Origin of the sequence: Pseudomonas sp. NPDC087626 (assembly GCF_044743405.1) — a bacterium.
Classification (GTDB): Bacteria; Pseudomonadota; Gammaproteobacteria; order Pseudomonadales; family Pseudomonadaceae; genus Aquipseudomonas.
Genome location: NZ_JBIUWJ010000002.1, coordinates 278,913 through 304,294, shown reverse-complemented (window position 1 = coordinate 304,294; position 25,382 = coordinate 278,913). Strand labels below are relative to the sequence as shown.

26 protein-coding genes and 1 pseudogene are annotated in these 25,382 nt (G+C 53.9%); 13 read left to right on the top strand and 14 right to left on the bottom strand.

Annotated features, from left to right (window positions below; genetic code table 11):
* Positions 1–88 precede the first annotated feature (88 nt).
* Together ACIOVD_RS03225 and ACIOVD_RS03220 are read left to right on the top strand one after the other, a co-directional pair.
* Positions 89–580 carry a copper chaperone PCu(A)C gene (locus ACIOVD_RS03225; protein ID WP_032866294.1) on the top strand — a complete coding sequence of 164 codons (492 nt, stop codon included), beginning with the start codon at positions 89–91 and terminating at the stop codon, positions 578–580.
* 163 nt (positions 581–743) lie between these two features.
* Positions 744–1,370 carry an SCO family protein gene (locus ACIOVD_RS03220; protein ID WP_401126083.1) on the top strand — a complete coding sequence of 209 codons (627 nt, stop codon included), beginning with the start codon at positions 744–746 and terminating at the stop codon, positions 1,368–1,370.
* 214 nt (positions 1,371–1,584) lie between these two features.
* Here ACIOVD_RS03220 and ACIOVD_RS03215 read toward each other — a convergent pair whose 3' ends face one another.
* Genes ACIOVD_RS03215 through ACIOVD_RS03205 form a run of 3 tightly spaced genes read right to left on the bottom strand, consistent with a single transcriptional unit; the run spans position 1,585 to position 4,167 of the window.
* Entirely contained in the window at positions 1,585–2,079 is a 495-nt protein-coding gene (locus tag ACIOVD_RS03215; RefSeq protein ID WP_167654999.1) for a copper chaperone PCu(A)C, read from the bottom strand.
* Positions 2,076–2,681, bottom strand: a complete 606-nt coding sequence (locus tag ACIOVD_RS03210; protein ID WP_159994902.1) for an SCO family protein — start codon at positions 2,679–2,681, stop codon at positions 2,076–2,078. Before ACIOVD_RS03210 ends, ACIOVD_RS03215 begins: the two co-directional genes overlap by 4 nt.
* A 13-nt stretch (positions 2,682–2,694) precedes the next feature.
* The gene (locus tag ACIOVD_RS03205) at positions 2,695–4,167 is read right to left on the bottom strand and encodes a di-heme oxidoredictase family protein (protein ID WP_159994904.1); all 1,473 of its coding nucleotides are present in this window, start codon (positions 4,165–4,167) and stop codon (positions 2,695–2,697) included.
* Between the two features lie 251 nt (positions 4,168–4,418).
* Between ACIOVD_RS03205 and ACIOVD_RS03200 the strand changes: the two genes are divergently transcribed.
* The 8 genes from ACIOVD_RS03200 to ACIOVD_RS03165 all read left to right on the top strand — a co-directional run bounded on the left by ACIOVD_RS03200 (position 4,419) and on the right by ACIOVD_RS03165 (position 9,901).
* Positions 4,419–4,802 (top strand): DUF2946 domain-containing protein, encoded by a 384-nt coding sequence (locus ACIOVD_RS03200; protein ID WP_401126080.1) that lies wholly within the window; start codon positions 4,419–4,421, stop codon positions 4,800–4,802.
* Positions 4,803–5,011: 209 nt separating this feature from the next.
* A complete protein-coding gene (locus ACIOVD_RS03195) occupies positions 5,012–5,395 on the top strand; it encodes a DUF2946 family protein (protein ID WP_237234973.1) in 384 nt (127 codons plus the stop codon).
* A 213-nt stretch (positions 5,396–5,608) separates the two neighbouring features.
* Entirely contained in the window at positions 5,609–6,190 is a 582-nt protein-coding gene (locus ACIOVD_RS03190) for a putative natural product biosynthesis protein (RefSeq protein ID WP_029290948.1), read from the top strand.
* 431 nt (positions 6,191–6,621) lie between these two features.
* Entirely contained in the window at positions 6,622–6,759 is a 138-nt protein-coding gene (cydP, locus tag ACIOVD_RS03185) for a cytochrome oxidase putative small subunit CydP (RefSeq protein WP_335929849.1), read from the top strand.
* Complete coding sequence (locus ACIOVD_RS03180; RefSeq protein ID WP_167654997.1) at positions 6,756–8,330, top strand: cytochrome ubiquinol oxidase subunit I; 1,575 nt, start codon at positions 6,756–6,758, stop codon at positions 8,328–8,330. The genes cydP and ACIOVD_RS03180 overlap by 4 nt, the downstream gene beginning before the upstream one ends.
* A 10-nt stretch (positions 8,331–8,340) precedes the next feature.
* Complete coding sequence (gene cydB / locus ACIOVD_RS03175) at positions 8,341–9,483, top strand: cytochrome d ubiquinol oxidase subunit II (protein ID WP_159994912.1); 1,143 nt, start codon at positions 8,341–8,343, stop codon at positions 9,481–9,483.
* A 21-nt stretch (positions 9,484–9,504) separates the two neighbouring features.
* Positions 9,505–9,621 carry a cytochrome bd-I oxidase subunit CydX gene (cydX, locus tag ACIOVD_RS03170; RefSeq protein WP_159994914.1) on the top strand — a complete coding sequence of 39 codons (117 nt, stop codon included), beginning with the start codon at positions 9,505–9,507 and terminating at the stop codon, positions 9,619–9,621.
* Positions 9,614–9,901: a cyd operon YbgE family protein gene (locus ACIOVD_RS03165; RefSeq protein WP_159994916.1), complete on the top strand. Its 288-nt coding sequence runs from the start codon at positions 9,614–9,616 to the stop codon at positions 9,899–9,901. Before cydX ends, ACIOVD_RS03165 begins: the two co-directional genes overlap by 8 nt.
* Before the next feature lie 163 nt (positions 9,902–10,064).
* Here ACIOVD_RS03165 and ACIOVD_RS03160 read toward each other — a convergent pair whose 3' ends face one another.
* The 4 genes from ACIOVD_RS03160 to ACIOVD_RS03145 all read right to left on the bottom strand — a co-directional run bounded on the left by ACIOVD_RS03160 (position 10,065) and on the right by ACIOVD_RS03145 (position 12,759).
* Complete coding sequence (locus ACIOVD_RS03160; protein WP_401126077.1) at positions 10,065–10,484, bottom strand: DUF6691 family protein; 420 nt, start codon at positions 10,482–10,484, stop codon at positions 10,065–10,067.
* A gap of 2 nt (positions 10,485–10,486) precedes the next feature.
* Positions 10,487–10,921 carry a YeeE/YedE family protein gene (locus tag ACIOVD_RS03155; RefSeq protein ID WP_029290960.1) on the bottom strand — a complete coding sequence of 145 codons (435 nt, stop codon included), beginning with the start codon at positions 10,919–10,921 and terminating at the stop codon, positions 10,487–10,489.
* Between the two features lie 300 nt (positions 10,922–11,221).
* Positions 11,222–11,767 carry a cysteine hydrolase family protein gene (locus ACIOVD_RS03150; RefSeq protein ID WP_112196157.1) on the bottom strand — a complete coding sequence of 182 codons (546 nt, stop codon included), beginning with the start codon at positions 11,765–11,767 and terminating at the stop codon, positions 11,222–11,224.
* A gap of 101 nt (positions 11,768–11,868) precedes the next feature.
* Complete coding sequence (locus ACIOVD_RS03145; protein WP_159994920.1) at positions 11,869–12,759, bottom strand: MBL fold metallo-hydrolase; 891 nt, start codon at positions 12,757–12,759, stop codon at positions 11,869–11,871.
* A 234-nt stretch (positions 12,760–12,993) separates the two neighbouring features.
* Between ACIOVD_RS03145 and ACIOVD_RS03140 the strand changes: the two genes are divergently transcribed.
* Positions 12,994–13,983 (top strand): GlxA family transcriptional regulator, encoded by a 990-nt coding sequence (locus ACIOVD_RS03140; protein WP_137204855.1) that lies wholly within the window; start codon positions 12,994–12,996, stop codon positions 13,981–13,983.
* Positions 13,984–13,995: 12 nt separating this feature from the next.
* Here the strand turns inward: ACIOVD_RS03140 and ACIOVD_RS03135 are convergent, their stop codons facing one another.
* From ACIOVD_RS03135 to ACIOVD_RS03125, 3 genes are all read right to left on the bottom strand, one after another.
* Positions 13,996–14,958, bottom strand: a complete 963-nt coding sequence (locus tag ACIOVD_RS03135; protein WP_112196154.1) for a GlxA family transcriptional regulator — start codon at positions 14,956–14,958, stop codon at positions 13,996–13,998.
* A 545-nt stretch (positions 14,959–15,503) separates the two neighbouring features.
* Entirely contained in the window at positions 15,504–17,555 is a 2,052-nt protein-coding gene (locus tag ACIOVD_RS03130; RefSeq protein WP_237234974.1) for a TonB-dependent receptor, read from the bottom strand.
* A gap of 222 nt (positions 17,556–17,777) precedes the next feature.
* Positions 17,778–18,065: a cytochrome c5 family protein gene (locus ACIOVD_RS03125; protein WP_159994924.1), complete on the bottom strand. Its 288-nt coding sequence runs from the start codon at positions 18,063–18,065 to the stop codon at positions 17,778–17,780.
* Positions 18,066–18,589: 524 nt separating this feature from the next.
* Here ACIOVD_RS03125 and ACIOVD_RS03120 point away from each other — a divergent pair.
* Positions 18,590–19,201 carry a TonB-dependent receptor plug domain-containing protein gene (locus ACIOVD_RS03120; RefSeq protein ID WP_401126072.1) on the top strand — a complete coding sequence of 204 codons (612 nt, stop codon included), beginning with the start codon at positions 18,590–18,592 and terminating at the stop codon, positions 19,199–19,201.
* A 298-nt stretch (positions 19,202–19,499) separates the two neighbouring features.
* Here the strand turns inward: ACIOVD_RS03120 and ACIOVD_RS03115 are convergent, their stop codons facing one another.
* Positions 19,500–20,099 carry an FMN-dependent NADH-azoreductase gene (locus tag ACIOVD_RS03115; RefSeq protein WP_401126070.1) on the bottom strand — a complete coding sequence of 200 codons (600 nt, stop codon included), beginning with the start codon at positions 20,097–20,099 and terminating at the stop codon, positions 19,500–19,502.
* A 350-nt stretch (positions 20,100–20,449) separates the two neighbouring features.
* Here ACIOVD_RS03115 and ACIOVD_RS03110 point away from each other — a divergent pair, with 350 nt between their 5' ends.
* Positions 20,450–21,082, top strand: coding sequence for an RNA-directed DNA polymerase (locus ACIOVD_RS03110; RefSeq protein WP_401126068.1), 633 nt, complete (start codon positions 20,450–20,452; stop codon positions 21,080–21,082).
* A 260-nt stretch (positions 21,083–21,342) separates the two neighbouring features.
* Here ACIOVD_RS03110 and istA read toward each other — a convergent pair.
* From istA to ACIOVD_RS03095, 3 genes and pseudogenes are all read right to left on the bottom strand, one after another.
* Positions 21,343–22,736: pseudogene (gene istA / locus ACIOVD_RS03105) on the bottom strand (IS21 family transposase); the annotation flags it as partial.
* A 409-nt stretch (positions 22,737–23,145) separates the two neighbouring features.
* Positions 23,146–24,096: a 2-hydroxyacid dehydrogenase gene (locus tag ACIOVD_RS03100; protein ID WP_401126066.1), complete on the bottom strand. Its 951-nt coding sequence runs from the start codon at positions 24,094–24,096 to the stop codon at positions 23,146–23,148.
* 39 nt (positions 24,097–24,135) lie between these two features.
* Positions 24,136–25,029, bottom strand: a complete 894-nt coding sequence (locus ACIOVD_RS03095) for a DMT family transporter (RefSeq protein WP_401126180.1) — start codon at positions 25,027–25,029, stop codon at positions 24,136–24,138.
* Positions 25,030–25,382: the final 353 nt, after the last annotated feature.

Genomic DNA, 25,382 nt, shown 5'->3' with positions numbered 1-25,382 from the left:
CGCTGGGTGAGCGTTAACGCTACCCCACTTAGCCAACCCGGTAGGCGTCTATTTCAGGTACCGCCTGCCTAACTGAATAGGTAACCCCATGTTCCTGAAAAAATTCTTGCTGGCGTTCTCGCTCCTGTCTCTAGGGCACATTGCTCATGCACACGAGTTTCAGGCAGGCGACATTACAATAGTTCATCCGTGGTCACGTGAACTCCCTGCGGTGGCACCAACAGCTGCTGCGTATTTCGTTCTCAAAAATCAGGGTAGCGAAGCTGATCGCCTGCTTTCTGCAACTACTAGTGTCGCTGGCAGAGCAGAGTTGCACGAGCATGTACATGCGGGTGGTGCGATGAAGATGCAGCAGGTAATGAGCGTAGAGATTCCTGCTGGCGGTGAGGTGAAATTCGAACCCATGGGCTATCACGTGATGCTGCTCAATTTGAAACAGCAAGCCAAAGCCGGTGAGCACTTTCCTCTTACATTGATATTCGAAAAGGCCGGCGCGCTAGAAGTCGACGTCGTCGTACAGAAGGACGCCCCTACGGAACACCAACCTGAGCATAGCCATGGCGAAGGCCACCAACACTGACACTCAGGGTGGCAGGGGGGGGCTTTTGGTGTGCCGCGCAGCCCCCTCGTTGTAACGCGCAAGAATATGTGCGTCGCGTGGAGACATGCCCTGAACGCATGTTTTATAGCATTCTCACTAGCGAGCTCGCATCGAGTTCTGATTGCAATTTCTGGAGATGGAAATGCGTCGTTTGCTGATGTTGGTGACCACTGTATGTGCAGTGGGCGCAGGACTTTTCTATTGGGTTATGAAGACAGAACTGTTGGATGAGTCGGCGCTGGCGAGCGCCGGTATTGTGCTGCTGCCCAGCCCGCATGTGCTACCAGATGTGCGATTGGCAACGGTAGATGGCCAGGCTTTCGACTCAAAATTCTTCGCCGGAAAGTGGACATTGGTACTTTTCGGCTATACCTTTTGCCCAGACATTTGCCCTACTGCCCTCAGTGAATTGCGGCAGGTGTATCTTGCTCTGCCGCCTGATGCGCGCAAGCTCATGGGGGTAACAATGGTCAGCGTGGATCCGCACCGAGATACGCCCGAGCGTACCCAGCAGTACGTGAGTTTTTTCGACCCAAGCTTCACTGGCATGACCGGCAATCTTGCAGCGGTGCAGCAAGCCTCCAAAGACATTGGTCTGCCATTTGTGCCAGGGGACATTGATCAGCCTGACTACACAGTCGTACACACCGGAAATCTTGCGCTGATAGATCCAACAGGCAGGCAGGTCGGTTTTGTCAGAGCGCCGCTCAGGGTGAAGGAGCTGATTCGGATTCTGCCTGGGCTTTTTGCTCATAGCGTTTCGGAGTGATGCCTAATGTAAGCGTCAGGAGTGGGAGTGATTTAAAAGGGCGCGCGGAGAGGGCGGCTACTCCGTCATTGGACGCGGAGCAGAACTGACCGCCCACGCCGTTGAGGCTCGGTCGGTCATCTGCCAATACTGCAAATGGACTGAACAGGATGCAGGCGTAGAGCACCCAGGCGCTCAGCGAGCGGTGAGTGTGGACTACTTCAATAGCAACTCGTCAATGCATCTTGCTATGTTCCGGGGCGCCCAAGGCTCGGGCCGGGGCCTCGACCTGGATCGACTGCTTTTCACCCTTGGCGTCTTCGACGGTCAGGGTCAGCGGTACCTTGTCGCCTTCCTTAACCTGAGCCACCAAATCGATCAGCATCACATGGTAACCGTGAGGGCTCAGGCTGACCGCTTTGCCTGCCGGCAGCTCCACCGACTCCACTTGTTGCATACTCATCACATCGTTTTTCATGCTCGACTCATGAATTTGTACGATCTTGGCCGCTGGCGAGGTCGCGCTGATCAGCTTGCTGTCGCTAGTGGCGGTGAGCGTCATGAACGCCCCGGTCGCTTGCTGACCGGCTACCGTTGCCCGAACCCAGGGCTCGCTGATATTGACCTGGGATTGCGCCGCGGCCTGTCCTGCTAGCGTCAGCAGGGACACGCTCAAGAACAGCTGTTTCAGGCGTTGGTTGTTGATTTTTTTTGCATGATTAGGGTTCATGAACGAACCTCCATGACAGTGAGTAAATCTTCCGCACATTCCTGTGCGGTCAGTGAAGCGGACAAACTCAAGCGCAGTCTGCCCAGGGAGTCATAGACATAACTGGTGGCAGTATGAGACAGGGTGTAGGTGTCTCCACTTGGGATTTTTTCATAAAACACACCGAACTCTTTAGCCGTGGCCGCAGTTTGCTCCAAGGTCCCATAGAGCGCCTGGAAGCTGGGGTCGAAGGCTTTGACGTATGCATCCAAGACCTTGGGCGTATCCCGTTCGGGATCCAGGGTGATGAAGATCACTTGCAGCCGGTCACCGTCACGGCCCATCAGTTTCTTGATTTTTACCGCCCTGGCCAAGGCGGTAGGGCAGACCGCCGGGCACTGGGTGAAGCCGAAGAAGATCATCACCACCACGCCTCTATAGTTGGTGAGCATCCGTGTTTCACCTTGTGGATCCTTGAGCTTGAAAGAGCGGCCCATGATCGTGTTGCTGAGATCCTTTGCGTATTTGAAGGACGGCTTGTTGCTGTCACATCCCGTCAACAGGCCCAGTCCAAGCACGCTCAGGCTGCCAAGTACGGCGCGCCGTGAAAATACCGATTTCATGGGGGCATCCTTTCTACAAAGAGTTCAAGAAACTGATCAGTGCTTCGCGTTGCGCCTGGTCAAACTGCAGTACAGCGTTACGCGAGCCTCTTGCTTCCCCGCCGTGCCAGATGATGGCTTCCATCAGATTTCGCGCGCGCCCGTCATGCAGGTACAAGGTATGCCCGCTGACTTGTTGCGTCAGACCGATGCCCCATAAAGGCGGCGTACGCCACTCATTGCCGTCAGCCAGGTATTCGCCACGTCCGTCGCCCAACTCATCGCCCATGTCGTGCAATAACAGGTCGGTGTAAGGGTAGATTTTCTGTTGGCTCAACTCGGGTTCTGCCGCCTCTGCAGTGACATAGGAGGGCACGTGGCAGGTCGCGCATCCGGCTTGGTGAAACAGGGCTTTGCCCCTCAGTATTTGCGGCGTATCCACGTCTCGGCGCATCGGCACCGCGAGGTTACGTGTATAGAACAGGATGCTGGCCAAGATGCTATCGCTGACCTCAGGGGTGCCACCGTTCAGGGCTTGCTGGCAGGCGACCTGATACTTCGTGCAGTCGTCCTGGTTCAAAACACGGCTGGTCAGCCCCATGTCGCCGGCAAAGGCATGGGCATTCTGCTGGTTGAGATTGGGTTGGCCGGCCTTCCAGCCAAAGCGCCCGATGACGGTTTTACCCTGGACGTCATCCCACACCAGGTTGACCTTGCCGCTGACGCGTCGTGAGCTTTCGGCTTGCTGCACTGCATTGGCGCGGATGTCGTTGTCGCTAATAGCCTCCAGCAAGCCCAGACCGATCATCGGTGGGGCGATGCGGGCTGAGAGTTGGGTCTCTGGATGCATCGGGCCATAGCCGAGCGAGTCGATGTGCATGTCTGGTTTACGCAGGCTAATCGGGCTGCGGTCGGAAAAAACCATGGGGATCTCGGTGTATTCGACCCGCACGCTACCTTCAGGCAAGTAGCCTGCTATCGCGGCATCCTGCAGTTGCCCGCCGTAGGTGGGCTCTGGCACCACGCCACCACGCTGTAACTGGTAGGCGTCCGTGGCGCTGGGCTTGATCGAGAGCCGGACCAACATCGATACCGCGGGGCCGTTGGCACCGGTCGGTGGGTGGCCGCGTCCATCCTTGATGTGGCAGCTCTGACAGGTGTCGGTATTGAACAGCGGGCCCAGGCCGTCACGTGCGTTCTGTTGCGTGGACGCAACCTTCCAGGGATTGCGGAAAAAGCCGTTACCGACAAAAAAATCCATTCGCCTAAGGGGCGACAGGTTGGCAGAGGGCATGGAAAACCCATTACTGTCTGTTTTGTCAACACTGGTCGAACCGCCAGAGAGCTTTTCACCAGGCTCCGGGGTGGCGAACTCCTCTGACGGCTGGCAGCCGCTTAGGGCGATCCACAATGCACACGCCAGCAGGCCACCGCTGGAGGCACGCCAGGGTTTTTGAGTGGTTGGCGAGGCTGTTGGGAAAGTATGCCAAAGGTGCCTTTTGAGCATTGCTTAAGACCGGGCCGCAGGAAGGGCCGTAAGTCTAACGACGCTATTTATTCTTAATAACCTGCGACATTCTGGCACACCTGTGATGTGCCGCTCGCGAGCGTTGGCTCTGTTGTCGGGGTGTGGCAGGTTGTCGCAGGATGGGTTGCCCTGATAGGGCGCCGCCCCTGATGGCCGATGCTTTGTGTAGCAGTTTACGCGACCCTAATCGCGCTTCAATCCACGTGCTGTTCGGTGTTAGAGTCGCCGCCATGAAACTGACCCGCTCAGACCGCTCGCTCATTGCATGGACGTTATATTTTTGCGTCCTGTTCAATGTGTTCGCCTGCGGGTTGGCTCATGGGCAGATGATGGGCCTGGAGCTCAATGGTGTAGGCGGGCAGTTCTGCTCGTCCCTAGGCAGCCCTGCACCGGCATCGAAAACGGATCTCACCGATCTGTCCGTCAGTGGTTGGTCAGGTAGTTTTTCCTGTCCGATCTGCTCGGCCTTGACCTTAAGCATTGCCTTGCTGTTTTGTCTTGGCTGGTTACTGCGCATTGGCCAAGTACGCCGGCCTGACCGCGAACAACGCTGCAAAGCCCCCCCTCGTTATTCCTGGCCCTCTGCCAACCCTCGTGCATCCCCTCTGGTCTGACCTATGTAAACGGTTAGCTGTAATTAGCTAAACACCGCTTGTTTGCTGCCGCCCGTTTTTTACTCTTGCTATGCAGGTGTGAGCGGGCAGTCGCTATTCAATAGTGATTATTCAGAGCGTTGCCGTATGCCTTTCTTGTGTTGCCTGCTGACAGTGCGCCTTGGCGCAATGTGTTATCTGAGCGGGCTGGCCTGATGCGCTGGGGTGGAATGAGTCGCGCCAGCCATCAGAATGCCTGGGTCGCAGCGTTCTTGGCGATTGTACTCAAACTCATGGCGCTGCCGATGGCCAGCGCCTTTGGCACTCTGAGCCTGGAGCAGTTGCTGACGGGCAGCTTTTGCTCGTCGGGTGGCGTGCAGCAAGTCTCGCTCACGCTGGAAAAAAAAGAGCCATCGCTCTCCGCCAAGGCGGATCAAGCCCATTGCTGTTGTTCCCAGTCCGTCGGTGCAGTACCGATTCCGGCGCAAGCGCTCGCGGTGCCAGAATTTATCGCCGCGTTCGTGTTGCGGCCGACCGAACCCTTGCGCTGGCTCTCGCCCCGAAGCCGCTGGCCATCGATCAACCCTAGAGCCTCTCCAGCACCTTATGTATGACCGCGTTTATCTAAGCCCTCTCTTGCCGGTGGTAACGCAGGCATCGTCGATGCATTCCGGGGGGCTCCACGGTTAAAGGTGACATTGGAGAAGCACAAAAATGGCTCATGTATGTGAGAGTCTGAATCGCCTGTTAATGCCAGGTTTTGCAGCGCCTGATGACTTAAAACGCAATTCGACACGAACAGCGAAACCGATTAGCTGGAGGTCACTATGCGCGTGCTAGCCGTTCCATCCGGTGTGTCTCGATTGCTTAGCAAATCTTCGCGGCTACGCACTCAGGGCGAGCTTTTACTGCCCTTTCCGGATTACCCCGGCAACGCGCGCAGCTTCGTGCACCTCGATACCAGGCTGCTGCCTTACTGGCATACCTTGTTCGATGTGTGCCCGGGCTTACTCAAGCTCGATCCGCCAGACGGCCTGAATATATTTCGCGGTTTCATGACCTGGGCCTATCGCAATCACCCACCGCTGAACTGGACCTATTACCTGAGCGTGTGTCGCTGGCTGCTGGGCTCCAAGTATCAGGCACGGATTAATGAGGAGCATATCGAGGCCTTTATGAGTGCTGCCGCGGCACGCTGGGTCAACAGCGATGACAGCCAGGCACGAGGGTTGGTACTGGCCTGGCAAGACTCGCCTGAGAGGGTGTTCGATTGGAAGTTGGCGCCGCGTCTTGTGGCCGGGTATGAATCTGATCTGGAGGAGCTTCCGCCAGTACCTTGGGACTTTGCCTGGTGCCCTTTAACCGGAAAAGGCGGTGTCGGGTTTCGCCGGTGGTTGCCGATTCCGTGATGGAACGTACCCTGGGAATCCGTCCGCCGAGACTGGTGATCTGCGACAAAACACCACGTCTGATCAGGCCTTTATACAAGCGCCGCCAGGCGCGTGGATCGGACCGAAAAGAGAGGTTTGTGCGTCCGTTTGTCGCAGTTGTTGCCTGCAGGCTGCCCACATAAAGTGTGCGGGCTTTGAGCGGAGGCAGACACTTCCACGGTAGCTCGAGGCTTCGCAATTTAACCAGTGCACGTTCTGGTTGCTCCGCCCTCTGCCCAGGGGGCTTTTTTTTATCTGAAAAACCAGGTCATCACTCCAGGGTTAACCCTGGCTCTTATGAAATGACCGGCTTGCCTTGTGCGCATCACAGGGGCAGGTGATTGGGTCCAGCAGACAGGGGATACATGATGTTCAAGGATTCACTGAGCAAGGAAATCACCGCCATCTTGGTGATCAAGCTGTTCATAATTTTACTCATCAAGTTCATCTGGTTTGCGCACCCCACACTTCCAGCCCTCGATACCCAACCCATCGTTGAGCGTGTGTTGGGCTCTGGTGAAAAACCATCTGAAGGAGAGCCGAGATGATCTCGGAAAGCGTTGTTGATCTATCGCGCTTGCAATTTGCAATGACCGCGCTCTATCACTTTCTATTTGTGCCGCTGACGCTGGGGTTGTCAGTGATCCTGGCAATTATGGAGTCGGTCTACGTAATGACCGGAAAAGAAGTCTACAAAGACATGGTTAAGTTCTGGGGCAAGTTGTTTGGTATCAACTTTGCCCTCGGCGTGACCACTGGCCTGACTATGGAGTTTCAGTTCGGCACTAACTGGGCGTATTACTCACATTACGTCGGGGATATTTTCGGAGCGCCACTCGCTATTGAGGGCTTGATGGCGTTCTTTCTCGAGTCGACGTTTATCGGCTTGTTTTTCTTCGGCTGGGATCGGCTGTCGCGACGTCAACACCTGGCGGTAACTTGGTTGGTGGCACTGGGCTCAAATCTATCGGCGTTGTGGATTCTGATTGCCAACGGTTGGATGCAAAACCCAGTGGGGGCCGAATTCAACATTGAAACCATGCGCATGGAGTTAGTGAGTTTCAGCGCACTGCTGTTCAACCCTGTGGCCCAGGTCAAGTTTGTACACACCGTGGCTTCGGGTTATGTCACGGGCGCTGTGTTCGTGTTGGCCATCTCTAGCTTTTATTTGCTGAAAAAGCGCGATCAGGGTTTTGCCCGGCGTTCATTTGCCATTGCATCGGCGTTTGGCCTAGCGGCTATTGCATCGGTGATAGTGCTCGGCGATGAGTCTGGTTACGAGATCGGTGATGTGCAAAAAACCAAGCTGGCGGCCATTGAAGCCGAATGGCACACCGAACCTGCACCGGCAGCGTTCACCTTGTTCGGGCTACCCAACCGCGAAACCATGCAAACAGACTACGCGGTAAAAGTACCGTATCTGTTGGGGCTGATTGCTACCCGCTCGCTGGATAAACATGTCACCGGTATCAGCGATTTGTTGGTGCAGCACGAGGTGCGGATTCGTAACGGCATGATCGCTTACGGATTGTTGGAACAAGTTCGTGGTGGCGACAAGTCAGCAACCACCTTGGCTGCGTTTGATGCGGTCAAGCAGGACCTGGGTTACGGCCTGCTGCTGAAGAAATACACCACCCGTGTGGTGGATGCCAATGCTGAACAGATTCGGCAGGCAGCGCAGGACACCATCCCTAATGTGTTCAGCCTGTTCTGGAGTTTTCGCCTGATGGTTCTCTCTGGCGTGCTGATGCTGGGCCTGTTTGTCTGCGCGTTCTGGGCCTCGGCGCGCAAAAACGAAGAGCGCAAACCCTGGTTGCTGAAGTGGGCCCTGTGGAGTCTGCCGCTGCCATGGGTAGCGACTCAGACCGGCTGGTTTGTGGCTGAGCACGGTCGGCAACCCTGGTCGATTGCCGAAGTGCTGCCGACCCATTTGTCCGCCTCCAGCGTGCCCAGTTCGGATGTCTGGGGCTCGCTGCTGGCGCTGGTGGCGTTCTACAGCGTGCTGCTGGTTATCGAAATGTATCTGATGATCAAGTTTGCCCGGCTTGGCCCAAGTAGTTTGCACACGGGGCGCTACCACTTTGAACAGACGCTGATCCCACAGCCGGCCCACGCTTGAGGAAATAAGCATGTTTGATTACGAAACACTGAAGCTGATCTGGTGGGTACTGATAGGCGTGCTGCTGATCGGCTTTGCCCTCACCGACGGTTTTGATCTGGGCGCTGCCGCACTCATGCCCTATGTGGGCAGGAGCGACGACGAGCGGCGCGTAGTTATCAATACCATTGCACCGCATTGGGATGGCAACCAGGTGTGGTTCGTCACGGCAGGCGGGGCGTTGTTCGCCGCTTGGCCCATGGTGTACGCCACCGCATTTTCTGGTTTTTACTGGGCGTTGCTGTTGGTGTTGTTCGCTCTTTTCGTACGGCCCGTGGGGTTCGATTACCGCAGCAAGCTACAAAACCCCCGCTGGCGCGCCAGTTGGGATTGGGCCCTGTGTACAGGGGCGATCGTGCCTTCGCTGGTGTTCGGCGTGGCGTTTGGCAACCTGTTTCTGGGGGTGCCGTTTCACTTCGATGGCGACTTGCGGTTAACGTTCCAAGGCAATTTCTGGCATTTACTCAGCCCCTTTGCGTTGCTCTGCGGAGTGGTCAGCCTGAGCATGTTGTGCCTGCATGGCGGTACTTGGTTAATGATGCGTACCGAGGAGGCTTTGGCGCAGCGGGCCCGACGGGCCGTGCAATGGGTGTTGCTGGTTTATGTGGCGAGCTTTATCGCGGCCGGCATCTGGCTAGCTGTTGGCAATATTGAGGGGTTTGCCATTCGCTCAGCGTTTGATCCGGGAGCGGTTCTCAATCCCCTGGGGAAAACCGTTGAACAGAGCAATCATGGTTGGTTGGTCAATTATTCGCGGTATCCGTTGACTCAACTGGCGCCTGTTATTTCTTTGCTGGGCGCTGCGTTGGCCTTTGTTGCCGCGGCGGCGCGTCGTTCCGGGCTTGCCTTTCTCGGCTCCGCCCTGGTAGTGGTCGGCACCCTGTGCACCGCCGGTTTTGCCCTGTTCCCGTTTATCCTGCCGTCCAGCCTGGATCTAACTTCGAGCCTGACGGTATGGGATGCGGTGTCGAGTCAAAAAACACTGGGCATCATGTTGGTGGCCGCGAGCATTTTTGTGCCCTTGATCCTCTGCTACACGCTGTGGGGTTACTTCAAAATGTGGGGCACCCTCAACGCTGATCACATCAAAGCCAATGAACATGGCCTTTACTGAGCCGCAGAGGAGACGACTGTTATGTGGTATTTCGCTTGGATTCTCGGTGTATTGCTGGCCTGCAGCGTGGGAATCATCAACGCATTGTGGTTGGAAAACTACATGGACTTGGACGCGGAGCCCGAGGCCGATGCCTGACCTGAACGGATGGACACAGCATGGCGCCTGCCGGGTTGTGTCCTTGGCGCTGGCGGCGCCGATGGGGCTGTTACTGCTGATTCATCCGGGCTCTATGGTCGGGCCCGATGGGCGTTACAGCCATGGCGTGCTTATGCTGGTGATGCTGGGGATTTGCACGGGGTTTGTGCACGGCGTAGGTTTCAGCGTCACGTCGCATTGGGCGCGCTGGCTGACCTATCCGCTACTAAGTTGGTTCTTGTTGGTCGGGGGCTACCTGATGCTGCTGCAGGTGCAATAGCTGACCGCAGCTTCCTGCCTCAACCGCCTCACACGCCTGCCCGGGGTTAATCTGCAACCGTAGGGCAGGTCTTCAGGTGAGTAGGGTAGGTGGCGTTAATGGCCCCAAATCTGGGTCGATTCAGTCAGTTGCTCCGAGAGTGGTTTTCATGCAAATATCTCGATCAATGGATAGGCTTGGCCTCCAGAGCGGTAAACAACAACATTCCGGCCAGCATCGCCAACATGAACACGATTGCTTGCCAGCGGCCTGCCAGAAGTATGACCATCGCAGGGCCAGGGCAAATGCCTGCCAATCCCCAGCCCGTGCCAAACAGCAGGTTGCCGCCAATCAAGCGCGGGTCCAACTTACGTTGGGTTGGTAACTGTATTGTTCTTTCCAGCAACGAACGAGATTGTTGGCGTGCCCAGGTAAACGGGCCTATGGCGACGGCAATCGCACCTATCATGACTAGCCCCAGTGAGGGGTCCCAGGCGCCAGACAAATCCAGGAATGCCAGTACTTTTCCTGGGTTGACCATGCCAGCCAAAAGCAGGCCAACGCCGAACAGCAGGCCAGCGATGAAGGAAGATACTTTGATCATGTTCATCCCTCCAGCACATGACGCAGGACGTACACCGTCATGAAGCCGCTGAGCATGAAACACGCAGTGGCAACCATTGAGCGCGGCGAAAGGCGCGATATACCGCAGACTCCATGTCCACTCGTACATCCTGAACCATACCGTGTTCCCATCCCGACCAATACGCCGGCGACGATGAGTTCGAACCCTCCACCTTGGAACTCGATTAGTGGCAACGTGACAAACAGGCCCCATAGCAGTGGCGCGGCGAGCAGGCCAAAAAGAAACAATGCCTTCTCACTCTTTCCTTCGCTATGACGTTGCAGAAGGCTGCCAATCAGACCGCTGATGCCTGCGATCCGCCCATTGGCGACCGCCCACAGGCCGGCTGCCAGGCCAATCAAAGCGCCGCCGGCAAGGGATGACCAAGGTGTGAAGTGAATCCAGTCAATTGTCATTAGGTTGTTCCGCGCAAGACTGTTGATGCGGGTTTTGGAGCCTTATTAGGGCAGCAGGGTTGGTGATGCGAGGTATGCTCCCACTCGCGCAGACAAAACTGGTACAGGACGATCAAACGATCCGGATTGGTGAAGACCTTTCAAGAATCGGCTGGTGGTATAAAAAACAAGCGCCCTGAAGCAGTAGGGGCGCTTGTTCGGCTCACTCTCGGTGCGTTATCACACCTTCTGCCTAAGGCCCTTGGCGATGTGTCTAATCGCCTGAACATTCAGATGAAGCACAAACTGAGTCTCATGAGCTTATGCCGAGAGGTACTCGTCTACCGCTTTAACGGTGGCGTAGCCGAACTCAAATGCTGCCATCATCGTCGCATGCGCATAAGCTGCGGGCACGGTCACGCCGCCAAAGGTAAGATCCAGGGTGGCGCAAGCGTCATGCAGTACGGTTACTGGATAGCCCATGTCTGCTGCAGCGCGTACCACCGCGTCGATGCACATGTGGCTCATTGCACCTATGACGACGATTTCTTGGACATTCAAAGTATCCAACTGCTGTTTGAGATCAGTATCTCTGAATGCGTTGATGTGTTTTTTTACAATCACGGGTTCTTGAGCATCAGAGGCGACAGCTGCCTGAGTTTCTGCTCCGGTAGTTCCCTTGGCGAAGAATGGAGCCCCCTCATCATCGGATTCATGCCGTATGTGAAAAACTGGAATACCTTCATTTCGCGCGTGACTGATCACCCGGCTAGCATTCGCCACAGCCGCTTCGATGCCGGTCAAAGGCAATTTGCCAGTGGGCAGGTATTCGTTTTGCAGATCAACTACTACAAGACCTTGTTTCATGATCGATCTCCAATTAACTTATCAAAGTGATGCTGTCCTGAAGGCTGAAACGGCTTTTGGGTCAGCAAGCTGTCTTCTGCCATGGCGCAGGGGGGGTTGAATCAGAATTCCAGTGAGGCGCCGTCTTCTGGAATATCGACGCGAGTCTCTATACCTTGCTTCTTGACATAGGTGCGCAACTCTTCACGTGTCAGGGACATGTGATTGACTGCGTCCATGTGTACCGCGACGATTTTCGCGTTTTTCGCGGCCTGTGAAGCGCGTAGAACGTCTTCCTCACCCATGATGATTGCACCCTCGAACCCGTTCACTTTTGCTTTCCCTGCGTTGAGCACGATGACTTCAGGGTGATATTTCTCAATGGTCTGGTCTACTTCTTTACGCCAAATAGTGTCACCGGCAAGGTAGAGGGTCTTGTAGCCTGGAGCCTGAAACACAACGCCCATGGCTTCGCCCAGAAGCTTTGCGAGCGGGGGCGCAGCATACATTTCGTCTGTGCCATGCTGACCACCGGCTTTGGTGATTTTGACGCCACCGAATTCAGCTTCATCCGTCAGCACGCGCACATTTTTAAAACCTTGGGAGCGAATCAGCTGCGCATCCTCTTCGTGCTGAGTGAACAAAGGGATGTCTTTAGGTAGCGCTTTTTGTGCGGCATCGTCCCAATGGTCAAGATGGGTGTGAGTGACGATGACTGCGTCGACCCCTGCGATCACTTTAGTGGGCGACTCAGTTAGATCGACCAGGGGATTACGCAGGTTGCTACGGTAAGTATTTTCAAACCCTGGGTAGGTTCCCTTTTCGGCCAGCATCGGGTCGATCAGGAAGGTCGTGCCGCCGTAGGAGATTTTCACCGTTGCGTTACGAACTTGCTGCAAGTCTACTTTATGGGAGGCGTCCGCTGCGTTGGGGGTGTTTGAACCCGCACATGCTGATGTGGCTGCCATAGTGCAAGCAATGCTGAGGGCAAAAGGAAGAGTTCTAAATTTCATCGGATTAATCCAGCTGATAGATCGAGGACTCTATTCTTGCCGAATGCTCTGGGGCCTGACAGTGGCCTGAATGACATATTTCGATATAATTGGGCCAAGCGGCCAGGGGGTTTAAGGGATGTGGAGGAGGGTGATGTATGCCTTTCTTCGGTGAGTTCGTACGCCTGAGCGATCGACCATAATCCCAGTAGGCGATAGATATGAGCCAAAACAGGGCTAATCCGAGGTTGCCTGATGCCATCCATACGCGTTGCTGTTCTAGCTTTTAACGGCGTAAGCCTGTTCCATCTTTCTGTGCCGGGTGTGGTGCTGGGTGCGGTTCAATCCGCACCAAGTGAACCTCAATACGAGGTCAGTTACTGCGCAGAAGTACCGGGAATGGTGAATAGCGACCAAGGCATCGGGCTTGCGGTAACTCAAGGTCTGGAGCTGATGGAGGTGTCTGACGTAATCATCATTCCCGCGTGGGGCGATCAATCGGTCGCTGCATCTGCACGACTCGTGAGCGCTTTGCAAGTCGCCAATGCCCAAGGCAAGCTCATCGTTGGCTTATGTTTAGGCGCATTTGTGCTCGGAGATGCCGGGCTACTTGATGGGAAAGAAGCAACCACTCACTGGTCGGCTCGTGATGAGTTCGCGCGACGTTTTCCTGAGGTTCGCTTCAGGCCCGAGGTGCTCTATGTCAGTGCCGACAATATTATGACCTCTGCAGGAACCGTGGCGGCAATCGATTGTTGCCTGCATCTGATCCGCCAACGACTCGGTGCGGATGTGGCGAATCGCACCGCGAAGGTGCTGGTGACCCCCCCACATAGGCAGGGAGGCCAGGCGCAGTACGTTGAGCGTCCTGTGCCGCAGCTGTCCAGCGAGACTCATTTATCTGAAGTACTGGCGTGGGCTCGAATGAACCTGAGCAATGACCTGTCGCTCGACGTGCTGGCGGACATGGCGAAAATGAGTAGACGCACGTTTACTCGGCGCTTCAGGGAAGCAACTGGCAGTACCGTCTCAAAATGGTTGAACGCAGAGCGCGTTGTCAGAGCACAAGAACTGCTGGAAACGACGGACTTACCTATCGAATGTGTTGCCGATGAGGCAGGTTTTGGAACGCCCTTATCGCTAAGGCAACAGTTCGGCATTCATCTCGGTACGTCACCTTCTGAGTATCGACGAACGTTTTTTCGCGAAATGAATCCGGGTCGGGAGGTGAACACGAGTAAATGAGGTATCGACTGCTTATCGTTGTGAGTTAAACCGTGCACGATATTCCTTGGGGGTAACAGCGAATTTTTTTATGAAACTCCTTATGAAAGTCGACTCATTGCCCAGTCCGCAGCTTTGGGCTACTTTTTTGAGCGGGCTGTTGGATGTGGCGAGTAAATGCCGTGCGGCTTCCAGGCGGAGCAGTTCAACCGTCTTGCTGGGAGTTTTCCCAGTGTTTTCACTGTATTTGCGTGTGAATGTTCTCTCGCTCATGTTCATGAAATTCGCTAGCGCAGGAATCGACAGGTCAGCATTAAGGTTGTTGTTTATCCAAGCGTGAAGATCTGAAAACTGGCTACTTTTTGATTGCAACGTCAAGGATGAACTGAATTGATTTTGATCTCCAGGACGCTTTAAAAATACTATCAGATGACGTGCGATTTCCAGTGCAGCAGAGTGTCCGAGGTCTTCTTCAACTATTGACAGCGCCAAGTCAATTCCAGAAGTGACACCGGCCGACGTCCATATGTTTCCATCATTAATAAATATAGGGCCGCGCCTGATCTTAATTAAGGGGAAGTTATGCTCAAGCTCATCATATGAAGACCAATGTGTAGTGGCTTCTCGATCATCTAGCTTTCCGGCAGCCGCTAGTGCGAACACCCCCGTACAAACTGAAACCAAGCGGGTAGCTTTGTCAGCATGGTTTACAAAATGTGAAAAAAACTTCGGATCCTTGCAAAACTTATGAATGCCGGGCCCGCCGGGCACGATCAAGGTATGCGCTGATAGCGTTTCCGGTTGTAACGTTTCGGCACTAACTGAAAAGCTTGAAAGAATTTCATTAGTCGGGTTTAACGCATGAATAGAGATCGAATACGGCTTCTGATCAGGGGGCGAAAGATGATTAGCTGCGATAAACACATCCAATGGGCCAGCCAAATCCAATAGGCTTACCTGAGGGTATGTAATAAATTGTATGGATTTAGCAAGCATATCTCGATTATCCCTAAAGACCATTGGCTGAGATTCTGATCATTTTGGCTGAGATCGTCAATGTTTTGTCGTTTCGTATTTAGCATTTCGGTTATCTTACTTTCTTAAACTCATAGCGAGTAGCGCAAGTCAGAATGTTCAGTATTGGCTTAGGTGCAAGTGCTGCCTCAGTAGAATTTTTTATGGGCCTTGTCGTCTTTTCTGCTCTCCTGTATGGAGTTGACGTTATGTCAGGTCTTATAAGAAACGTGATGGAATTCGAAACCAGAATGGACCTTTTTCTTAAGGCTGAAATATCGGTATTGCTCAGCTTGATAGAGTACCAATCTCGTGGTTGTGCAAGATGTTAGTTGAGAAAGGCTGAGGGATTCAATGGCTGAATGGTCGAGTGCAATTGGCCGGATGAAGAATCAATGCGCACTCATTTTCAATCGGCGCCATCGCAAGACTTGATATGGGTTATAGCGTGCAGATCGCGCAGCATTAGATTTCAGTCATGGTTGGCGCTGTTGCCGGGGCCTATCAAGCCCCGGCAGGTGGTTTGATCAAAAATCCACGCTAACGCCTGTATATACCGCACGCCCATCACCTGGTGAGTGGAGAGAGGCTCGAGCTCCGTCCGGGTCGTACCAGGCATATTCGTAGTAACGGTTGGTGAGGTTTTTCAATTGCAGGTCAACGCTAACGGCCTCAGTCACTTGGTACGTAGCGCCGAGGTTCATCAGAACATAGCCGCCGTAAGTACCCTTGGTGTTCTCACGTTCCAGGTAATAGCTGGTCTGGCCGTTCATCCATGCCGTCAACTGCAGCGCCGGGGTAACCTTGTGGCTCACACCTGCGGTGTACAGATGATGTGGGATATGGTCGATTTCCTGGCCTTTACTGTTGGGCAGAGACGAGCTTGGCTGGAGTATTTTCGAATACTGCCAGGAGTAGGCCAGCCAGATATCTGTGCGTTCATCTGGGCGTAGGTTCAACTGCAGGTCATAACCCCAGCGCCGGGTTTCGCCGACGTTATCCGACTCGCCACTGGGGTCGTTTAGGCGCCGACTGACTTCACCGCTCGCTTCTTGTTGCCAGTAGGCTACACGGCCGTCGACCCAGTCCGTCGGTGTGAACTTAATTCCCGTTTCCCAACCTTCGTTGATGGACGGTGCAAGGTCCGTATCCCTCGGTGGAATCTTATAGGCCGCAGCACCGGTACCCACCTGGAACGTGCGCCCCCAGTTTGCGTAGATGCTGGCCACGTCCCACGGGGAATACACCACGCTGAGCTTGGGTTGTTTGATTAACCCATAGTCATTGATGTCGTAGTCTAGGCCAGTCATTTCATTGGTGAAATCGCCCTGGATCTTGTCGACGCGATACGCCGGGATGATTTTGAGCGATTCAAACGGTTTGATCTCTGCCTGGGCGTAAGCGCCGTAGGTGTCGAAATCAAATTGCTGGTCACGGGTTTGAGCTTGGCGTGCGCGGTCCTTGGTTCGGTAACGTTCGCTTTGGTTTTGTTGGCGTTGGATGTCTGCGCCACCTTCCAAAGCGAAGTTGTACAGCCAGCTCACTTCGGGGCGCCAAGTCAGGGAGGTGAGAGCGCCATATTGGGTTTCGTAAGCGTCACGCTCCTGTTGAGAACTGGTGCGCCAGTATTGCGTCCAGCGCCGGTCATCAAAGGTGTTGAGGTAGGTTTTTGCAGACCAAGCGAGTGTCTCGGACACTTCGGTATCGAAGTGCACGCTGACCTGGTTCATCCGCCGAGTGCCTTTGTCGGTGGCGTTATAGCTGTTGGTCATGGATGGGTGGTGGCGAGCATCCTCTTCACTGAGATAACCAGGCTCCTGCGCCTCGGTTTCATAGTGACGCGCGATCAGGCCGATGCGATAGCTGTTGTCGTCCGGGGTATAGAACCATTTTCCGGACATCGAAAATTTGTCAGCCTCGGAGTGATCGCGGTAACCGCCGGATTTTTGGTAGGCGAAGAAGTAGTTCTGCGTCCAGTTGCTGCTTTCGATGCCGGCGGCGAGCTGAGTTTCCCGCGTGTTGTAGCTGCCATAGCGAATTCGCGCCTTGCGGTAATCACCCCCTGTACGTGTGAGCATATTGACATTGCCGGCGATATTGTTAAGGCCATAGCGGGCATCGCTGGTACCGCGTACCACCTCGATACTGTCCAGCTCCATCGGAAAAATCATGTCCATAAACGGCATATTGCCGTCATTGCTGTTGCTGGGAATGCCATCGATCAACAACTTGACCGCGTTAACTTCGCCTTCACCATTAAAACCGCGAAAGGAAATTTTGCCCGAGGTGGTGCCTTGATTGAATTCGGTGAGCATCACCCCGGGAGCCCGACTGAACAGTTCCCAGCTGTAGTTGACCGGCATTTTTTCCAGCATGTCCGCGCCAAGAATATCCACTGAGCTGAGCACACTGCTGGTGCTCAGCGGACCACTGCCCGCGCTGTTGCCCTGCACTGTCACGGTACCCAGGGTCAGTATCGAGTCTTCTGATTTTTTGGCTTCAGCCAATGCTGAGGGCAATGGATTGAGGGAGAAAAGACTAACCGACAGTAGGGGCCATATAGAGATAGAGCGGGACATGGGTTTACGCTTTGCGCTAGGCAAAATTAGGGGAGAAGGCATGACATACATTTCCTGAAACCGAAACACTTTAAGGACGTTTAACCAGCCACCCCAGTTACGTGAGATTTTCGTTAGCTCACGTACAAGGCAACTCGCTTATTAGAATGCTTTTAGGTATTAAGAATTATTATGTTCAAGACTAAGTTAAATATAGTTCAAAAAAGTCTGCCAAGTGGATAACTATTTTGACATCCAGTTAATCACGGCTTGATAATCTTTCGCGCTGCAATCCATGCAAAGGCCTCGCGGCGGCATAGCACCAAAGCCTTCTGTCACGTGTTTCACAAGTGTGTCCATGCCTTTATCCAAGCGTGGTTTCCAGGCAGTCTGATCGCCTTTTTTCGGAGCCATGGCTAATTGGCCACTGTGGCACATCATACAACTACGCTTGAATATGGCCTCGGGTTCCTGAGCGGCTTCTACAGAGCCAAGTAGAAAAAAACAGGCAGCAGCGACAATCTTTTTCATGATTCACCTATTATTTTTTATGTTTAGGTGTTGGCGGAACTAGCCGAACTTATCCATGACACCATTTCCCAAGTAGCATAATGAGCGTGCAGTTAGGCACCAAGTGCGACAGGTTGACGCGGTCTGTAGGTAGAGGCGGGCGACCATCTTCAAATAAAAGCGTCAGGTGTGAGGGTGGTAGGCTGAACTTATCCGGGCGAGCGCATGGGCGTGTCAAACTGTCGCAGTTTCGGCGTTGGAACTCAGGGCTATAGAGTCTGGTCGTCTGCCTCTGGACGCACCACTGACCGAAAAGACGCCCCTCATGATCAGCTCGTTAGGTTTCATTCGCCTTCACCCTCTGCGACATTTCGTCTGCCTTGCCGCAGGTTTTTGCTTGCATAACGGCGCCTACGCGCAACCTGATGCAGTATCTGATCCTTCGCTTCGGTCGTTGAGCTGGACCTTAGCCGATCAACGTTTCCGGTACTGGTGAGAGCTATAGCGCGCCCAGTTCTGCTTCGGCCACACGGACTGAAACTCCCTTGATCGAAGTTCCGCAATCTGTGCAAGTCGTTACTCGCGCGATGCTCAGGGAGCAGGGCAGTCATTCGCTTGCCGACGCTCTGGTAAACGTCTCGGGTGTAAGGGCAACCAAGCCTCAAGAGGCGCTGTTCACGCAGCCTATCGTGCGCGGTTTTCCGGCGGAGATTTACGGGCTGCCGGCCTTCGGCGGCACTGCGGCGAGCATTGACCCGACGAGTCTCATCGGTACCGAGCGTATTGAGGTGCTTAAAGGCCCTACATCTGTACTATACGGCGGGGGAATTGGTGCGCCGTTAGGTGGCTTGATCAACGTCATATCCAAACGCCCAGAGCCTGAGCCAAGCGCTTTGCTCTCGATTCGCGCCGGCAGTTTTGGCACGATAAGTCCTGCAATTGATCTGAATACACCAATCGGGGACAAGGTCGCGGCGCGAATATCAGCCGACTATCAGGAAAACGACAGCTGGATTGACCACGTCAATGGCCACCAGTGGTCCATACAGCCAAGCATCGCGTTTCAGCTATCAGAAGAAACCGAGCTGTATTGCGCGGCCAATATGAGGATCGCAGCCAGCTCGAATTTTCCGGACTGCCAGCCGCCCAGGCATTGAGTGGTCAGATTGATCGCAACGCGTTCCCAGGCTCGACCAGACGGCAGCCTCACACCACCATCGAGAATCGACCACCAGCGTATGTAAAGACTGCCATGGTCGACCTGGTTGCAGATTTCACGAAAAAAGCGGATGTACTTGCGGGCCTCACGAACGGCTGAAGTCCACAGACTCAAAGCGCTCCATCGCATGGGCGCGCCGTCGGCGTTCATTTCACAGCAAATGTTTCGCGACGAGTCGGTATTTCAGTAAGCTTCCACGCGCAGACCAACTGGAGTTGGATTCCGGACGTAAAGGCTCAAACAATTCGTGCCAGCAATGTCGTGGCGTGCCTGATACCTTTTTCACGGAAAATACTGCCGAGGTTGAGCCCTTCGGCATGGATAAAGGTGATGTCGTGTATTCCAAGAAACAACAGGATCTGACGTAGGTACGGCTCTTGGTGATCCGAACTGTCATCAGCATGAATTCCGCCTCGGGCAGTTAGGACGAAGGCGCGCTTGCCGATTAATAAACCTTGAGGGCGTTCGGGAGTGTATTTAAACGTCACGCCAGCCCGGATCACATGGTCTAGCCAAGCTTTAAGCGTGCTGGGGATAGTGAAGTTATACATCGGTGAGGCTATAACTAACACGTCGGCGGCCATGAGTTCGTTGGTCAGTTCGTTGGATCGTTCCAAGCAGACCTGCTCTTTTTCGCTGCGCTGTTCGGCAGGCTTCATCCAGCCACCGATCAAGTTTGCGTCCATGTGGGATATAGGATTGAGGGCCACGTCACGAATGATGATCTGATCTGTTGGATGGGCAGTTTGCCACTGGTTGATAAATTGTTGGGTCAGTTGACGAGATACTGATTTCTGTTGGCGGGCGCTGCTTTCGATGATTAGAACACAGGACATGATTTTTTATTCTCTATCGGCTTGAGTCGATACGGTCGAGATTAATCCCTTTCACATTCTAGAAAAGCGCAAAATACCGCTGTTACTTATCTATAAAATCGTTTAATAGCTGTACAGGCTGAGCGGATCAAAGAGCCATTCACCTGGCGATTAGCGACCTCTAGCCCAAGAGCTCGGCAACAATGCTAGCGCGACACCACCCAGTACGGCCCCTGATGTCATCAATAGGTGCAGCGATATCGGCTCGCTCAGAATCAGTACGCCCGCCAGCGAAGCAATTATCGGAACGCTTAATTGAAGAGCCTCGCTCAACGGTGCAACGCATCGTAGGCGCGCTCGAAGAGCAGGGAATGATTCGTACTGAAGGCGCTGGAGGAATCAGTCTTGGCGCGGGTTTGTTGAGGCTTGTCGCGAATGCACATGTCGACCGCATGACTATCGTTCGCCCTTGGCTGCGTAAGCTGGCCAAGTTCGGTTTATCGCTCAACGCCTCGAAAACACGACTGATTGAGTTCGGTCGTTTTGCTGCGAGAAATCGTAGGAAGCGAGATTTTGGTAAACCGCAGGCCTTTGACTTCCTGGGCTTCACACACTGTTGTAGTACCAACAGAAACGGTGGCTTTCAAATACTGCGACTGATGGTCAAGAAGCGAATGCGTGCGACACTGCTGGCCATTCGGGATGAGCTGAAACGTCGACGTCATGAACCCATCCGGGTTCAAGGGCGATGGCTCACTCGGGTGGTGAGCGGTTACTTCAATTACCACGTGGTGCCGGGAAACCTGATACGTCTGGGTGGTTTTCGTTCGGCGGTCTGCCGTCTATGGCGGCAAGCCCTCAAACGTCGTAGCCAGCGTAATCGGCTTCAATGGTCACGCTATGGACGCCTTGCTGACTTCTACATACCTAGACCCAGAAATGCACATCCTTACCCTGAGGATCGCTTCGCGTCACATACCCGAGGCAGGAGCCGTATGCGGTAGTTCCGCACGTACGGATCTGTGCGGGGGGCGGCAGGTAACTGCCGTCCCTACCGCGACCTACGAGCTCACACCTTTGGGCAATGAATTACGAAGTGTTTTGGAAGCAATGGCTGCCTGGGGGGATTCAGTGCCCGAAAAATCAATTGAATGTAATGAGACTTTTGGGTAGCCGCAGAGGCATGCGGGTGTGGATTGCTGGCTGACAGAGTAAGCGTAGCCCGTCAGATAGATATCCATCGGCCCGAGAAGTGTGGAATGTGTGGTGCAGTAGCGGTGAGTCGGGCGAGAACATTTAAGATGTGATCGGCGCTCAGACTTCCCGACTCAAGCACCAGTTCTACCGCTACCAGCACCGGGTCAAGAGGGCGATGGGCACGGCAGCGAGCACCTGCGTCATGATTCGATCACCGTTGCTGTGACGTCTCAGGCCCCGTTTGAGAAGCCGCAACGGATTGGGCAGATCGGCAAACGGTGCGCCATTGCGCAGTGCACCCGGCTTGCGTTCGATGAGTGGGATGTAATGCTGCCAGTCAAAACTGACCTGATCTCGATCAAAGAGGTGCTCGTGGCTGGCAATCATTGCGTCATCGGCGATGACCACGATCCGGGATGGGTAAAGACGGCTGCTGACCCACTGGCCGCCTCGTTCACAAGGCATCGAATAGCGATTTCGCGCCACGCTGATCAGGCAGGTGCTGGAGACCCGTACGGTGCGCTCGACGTAGCCATCAAAGGCCGTCGGCATCGGCATCATTTCGACCTGCTTCAGCTCCAAAACTTCCGCCACCGTAAGTCCGTTGTACTGCGGATGCAGCAGCTCGATCCAGAGCGCACGACAGCGTTGGCCGAGCCAGGCATTCAGTTCCTCGAAGGTGTGGAACATGCAGTTTTGAGTGTCAAGCCAAATGCGTCGTCGACTGTCTTGAACGTTCTTCTCGACAATGCCCTTTTCCCAGCCAGAGGCTACGTTGCAGAAATCCGGATCGAACAGGTAGTGCGCACACATCACGGAAAACCGGGCATTGACCGTGCGGCCCTTGCCTTTATTGACCTTGTAGACAGCCGTTTTCATGTTGTCGTAGATTCCGCGACGCGGCACGCCACCTAACGCTCCGAACGAGCGTGTATGGGCATCGAATAGCATCTCGTGACCCTGGCTAGGGTACGCAACCAACCAGCATGCGCGACTGGCGCACAGCTTCATGTGGGAGACCTGGATGCGTCGAAACAGGCCTCCGATCAGCAGCCCTTCTTCGCTCCAGTCCAATTGAAAAGCTTCACCGAGCGCAAACGTCAGCGGTACAAAAGCGCGTAAAGACTTGCCTTGTTCACCTCGCCACGAGCGTGCAAACGCCGTGAGCTGGCTGTAGCCGCCGTCATAACCCTCGGCCTTGATCTGCTGGAAAAGTGCTTTGGCGCTTCTGCGATTGTGCTTTGCCCGGAACGAATCGGCTTTCAGCGCCTGTTCCAGCGTCTCGCGGAAAGGGCTGAGTTTGCTGAAGGTTGCGCACCGCTGGTACGCCGGCTGAGTAGCTTCGGGCGCTCTGACCCATTTTCGGATGGTGTTTCTCGACAGCCCGGTACGCTTGGCTATCTGGTGCAGCGAGAGCTTGTCGCGGAAGTACATCCGCCGGATTTTTCCCAACATTTCCATGCTGATTCACACCCTGTGTTCTCCTGCTCGGAAAGTGAGCAGAAGCAGTTGAACACCTGGGTCAGTTTTCAGTCGGCAGAACAGCCTTTACTGGGTCAGTTTTCGGTCAGCGGCAACACACCAGATCTAGCTTGGCAACGTACAGGTCAATGACGCGAACGAGGTGATCCTCGGGGATCAACTCTTCCAACGAGACCGGGAAGGCTGGTCTGGCGGCGGGACTCACCTTGGATGTAGGCCATAACGAAAAATGCTCCGTATCTTTCGATACGGAGCATTTTCTTGGAGCTCCGCAGATTGCTAGGTTTTCACACAGTCTGATAAGGGCCTTTTTCTAGGAGGGCTGTAGCCAGGTAGATGCGATCATGAGAGCGATCCATTAGGGCCAAATTCATTGGATCGTGCTCTTTCAGTCTACTACACGCAGCATCTCTCCTTTCGAGAACGAGTCAGCGTTCTCACCTAGCTGAGAGAGAATTCGTTGTCTTGCTTCCTTGCTTCCCCACGCGCAGTGAGGTGTCAAAATCAAGCGCGGTATATCAGCCAGCAAAGGATGTTCAGCTGTTGGGGGTTCGACTGTGAGAACGTCAGTAGCTGCACCGCCAAGATGACCTCGTCGTAAAGCGTCGGCAAGGGCTTGCTCATCAATGAGTCCGCCACGGCCAGTATTCACAACGAACGCACCAGGTTTCATTAGCGCTAACTCTGTTGCGCCAATTAGGTTGCGGGTTTGCTCGTTGAGCGGGCAGTGTAATGTGAGAGCATCAATACGCGGAAGCAACTCAGCTAACGGATGGCGGTCAGATTGTTCTGGCCGAGTGGGTAGTTGACCAATCAGAACGGTCATTCCAAAAGCTTCTGCAAGGCGAGCCACGGCTTTGCCTAGTTCGCCGTAGCCGATTAAGCCCAGAGTTTTTCCCTCCAGTTCAATAATTGGGAAGTCAAGCATGCAGAATTGACGGGCTTCCTGCCATTTTCCAGCGGTAACTGCCGAGTGATACCGAGGCAGATTGGTGGCCAACGCAAGCAGGAGCATCATCGTGTGTTGGGCTACTGAGGGTGTACCGTAACCTTGGCAATTACAAACAGTGATCCCGCGAGCTCGCGCCGCGTTTAAATCGATGTGGTTGGTACCAGTTGAACCAGCGAGTATTAGCTTCAACTGAGGATTAGCAATCATCACCGTTTCGTCGATCGCGACTTTTACGCTGATAGCCACTTCCGCGCCTTCGAGACGTTCGGTGGTCGTAGCCGGTTCAGTAAACTCATAAAGCTGCAGTTCGGTAAACGCAGCGCGTAATGATGTCGAATCAAGGTCTCCGAGGTCGACGGAGCTATAGTCAAGAAAAACAGCACGCATCAATTTCACCTCATATGTAAATTTTTTGATTTAAAGTGTTCAGGTAGGCTGCCGGCCGGTTGCTGAGCGTTTATCGCTGAGTACCAAGCCAATTCCGCCTAATACTGCCAGGGAAGTAAGTGCTAGGCGTAGAGTGAGGTGTTCACCCAAAATTAATATTCCTGCAATGGACGCCAAGACAGGGACACTCAGTTGGACAGTGGCTGCTCGAAAAGAGGACAACGAGCGAATCGCTGCGTACCAAATCGCATAGCCAACACCAGAAGCAATCGTCCCCGATGCAATGGCGCAAAGTACCCCATAAGCATCCACTGAAAACTTATCAATGAAAGGGATCGATGCCAGAAGCATTATTGGAATGGCTCGTAGGAAATTACCAGCCGTTGCAGCGAGTGGATCTTTTGATTGCTTGCCGATTAAGGAATATCCGGCCCACGCGATACCAGATAAAAGCATAATCCCAGCACTAGCAAGCGGTGGTGCGCTCGCGCCAGGTAGTAACAATGCTACAAGGCCACCTAGAGCAAGCAATAGCCCAACAAGCGCTAACCCTTGCATCCTTTCCCCTTTGCAATAACCGTAAAGAAACATTGTTAACTGCACTGCGCCGAAAAGTAAAAGAGCACCTGTGCCAGTTTCTAAGTTCACATATGCGTAAGAGAAAGCAAATGCGTATACGAATAGACTAAATGCCCCAAGCCATGTTCCGGAGGATGTGCGTGGAGTGCCTTTGATTACTAGAAGCCCCCAAAGAACGATGGCTCCGCTCAAAAGACGAATTAATGTGAAAGAAGTAGGATCGATTTCTGTGTGACGCAGTGCAAGTCGGCACAATACCGAGTTGGCTGCAAATGCAAGCATTGCTACAGCAGTGAGAGAAACTACGGTTTTGGCCTTATTGGCGGCCGATACTTCTAGTGTGCTCTGTCTCACTTGCAGTTCTCCAAAATTATCTGGGTGTAGCGCTTCAGGTTTAGCAAGCATTTTTAATCTGAGCGTTATGTTTGTTTGTATTAGATTTAAATGGCATCTCATTAATATGGATATGTTGTATTAAATAAAACGCTACCATTCGGTTGGTAGGTGTGCAACAGAAATATTATCCTCTTGCTTTCATCGTATCGATTCCTGAGGGCCATGCTTGGTGCCGCTCGGAATCCAGGATCCCTAGCTATGGGCTTTGTTCGATCGCTCTTGATCAAAAAAAACCGACCGATCGGTACAGGTAGTATTGACCGATCGGTACAGGAGGGCTATAAATTTTTTGCACCCGGCTGGCTCGGCTG

Bases quoted from the DNA above. Each gene is read 5' to 3' on its own strand.
- ACIOVD_RS03150 (WP_112196157.1), bottom strand. From the start codon at position 11,767: ATGAAACAAGGTCTTGTAGTAGTTGATCTGCAAAACGAATACCTGCCC.
- ACIOVD_RS03160 (WP_401126077.1), bottom strand. From the start codon at position 10,484: ATGATCAAAGTATCTTCCTTCATCGCTGGCCTGCTGTTCGGCGTTGGC.
- ACIOVD_RS03180 (WP_167654997.1), top strand. From the start codon at position 6,756: ATGATCTCGGAAAGCGTTGTTGATCTATCGCGCTTGCAATTTGCAATG.
- ACIOVD_RS03100 (WP_401126066.1), bottom strand. From the start codon at position 24,096: ATGCGTGCTGTTTTTCTTGACTATAGCTCCGTCGACCTCGGAGACCTT.
- ACIOVD_RS03130 (WP_237234974.1), bottom strand. From the start codon at position 17,555: ATGTCCCGCTCTATCTCTATATGGCCCCTACTGTCGGTTAGTCTTTTC.
- cydB (WP_159994912.1), top strand. From the start codon at position 8,341: ATGTTTGATTACGAAACACTGAAGCTGATCTGGTGGGTACTGATAGGC.
- ACIOVD_RS03205 (WP_159994904.1), bottom strand. From the start codon at position 4,167: ATGCTCAAAAGGCACCTTTGGCATACTTTCCCAACAGCCTCGCCAACC.
- ACIOVD_RS03140 (WP_137204855.1), top strand. From the start codon at position 12,994: ATGCCATCCATACGCGTTGCTGTTCTAGCTTTTAACGGCGTAAGCCTG.
- ACIOVD_RS03220 (WP_401126083.1), top strand. From the start codon at position 744: ATGCGTCGTTTGCTGATGTTGGTGACCACTGTATGTGCAGTGGGCGCA.
- ACIOVD_RS03155 (WP_029290960.1), bottom strand. From the start codon at position 10,921: ATGACAATTGACTGGATTCACTTCACACCTTGGTCATCCCTTGCCGGC.
- ACIOVD_RS03210 (WP_159994902.1), bottom strand. From the start codon at position 2,681: ATGAAATCGGTATTTTCACGGCGCGCCGTACTTGGCAGCCTGAGCGTG.
- ACIOVD_RS03125 (WP_159994924.1), bottom strand. From the start codon at position 18,065: ATGAAAAAGATTGTCGCTGCTGCCTGTTTTTTTCTACTTGGCTCTGTA.
- cydX (WP_159994914.1), top strand. From the start codon at position 9,505: ATGTGGTATTTCGCTTGGATTCTCGGTGTATTGCTGGCCTGCAGCGTG.
- ACIOVD_RS03225 (WP_032866294.1), top strand. From the start codon at position 89: ATGTTCCTGAAAAAATTCTTGCTGGCGTTCTCGCTCCTGTCTCTAGGG.
- ACIOVD_RS03190 (WP_029290948.1), top strand. From the start codon at position 5,609: ATGCGCGTGCTAGCCGTTCCATCCGGTGTGTCTCGATTGCTTAGCAAA.
- ACIOVD_RS03200 (WP_401126080.1), top strand. From the start codon at position 4,419: ATGAAACTGACCCGCTCAGACCGCTCGCTCATTGCATGGACGTTATAT.
- ACIOVD_RS03215 (WP_167654999.1), bottom strand. From the start codon at position 2,079: ATGAACCCTAATCATGCAAAAAAAATCAACAACCAACGCCTGAAACAG.
- ACIOVD_RS03135 (WP_112196154.1), bottom strand. From the start codon at position 14,958: ATGCTTGCTAAATCCATACAATTTATTACATACCCTCAGGTAAGCCTA.
- ACIOVD_RS03115 (WP_401126070.1), bottom strand. From the start codon at position 20,099: ATGTCCTGTGTTCTAATCATCGAAAGCAGCGCCCGCCAACAGAAATCA.
- ACIOVD_RS03110 (WP_401126068.1), top strand. From the start codon at position 20,450: ATGATTCGTACTGAAGGCGCTGGAGGAATCAGTCTTGGCGCGGGTTTG.
- ACIOVD_RS03195 (WP_237234973.1), top strand. From the start codon at position 5,012: ATGAGTCGCGCCAGCCATCAGAATGCCTGGGTCGCAGCGTTCTTGGCG.
- ACIOVD_RS03145 (WP_159994920.1), bottom strand. From the start codon at position 12,759: ATGAAATTTAGAACTCTTCCTTTTGCCCTCAGCATTGCTTGCACTATG.
- ACIOVD_RS03165 (WP_159994916.1), top strand. From the start codon at position 9,614: ATGCCTGACCTGAACGGATGGACACAGCATGGCGCCTGCCGGGTTGTG.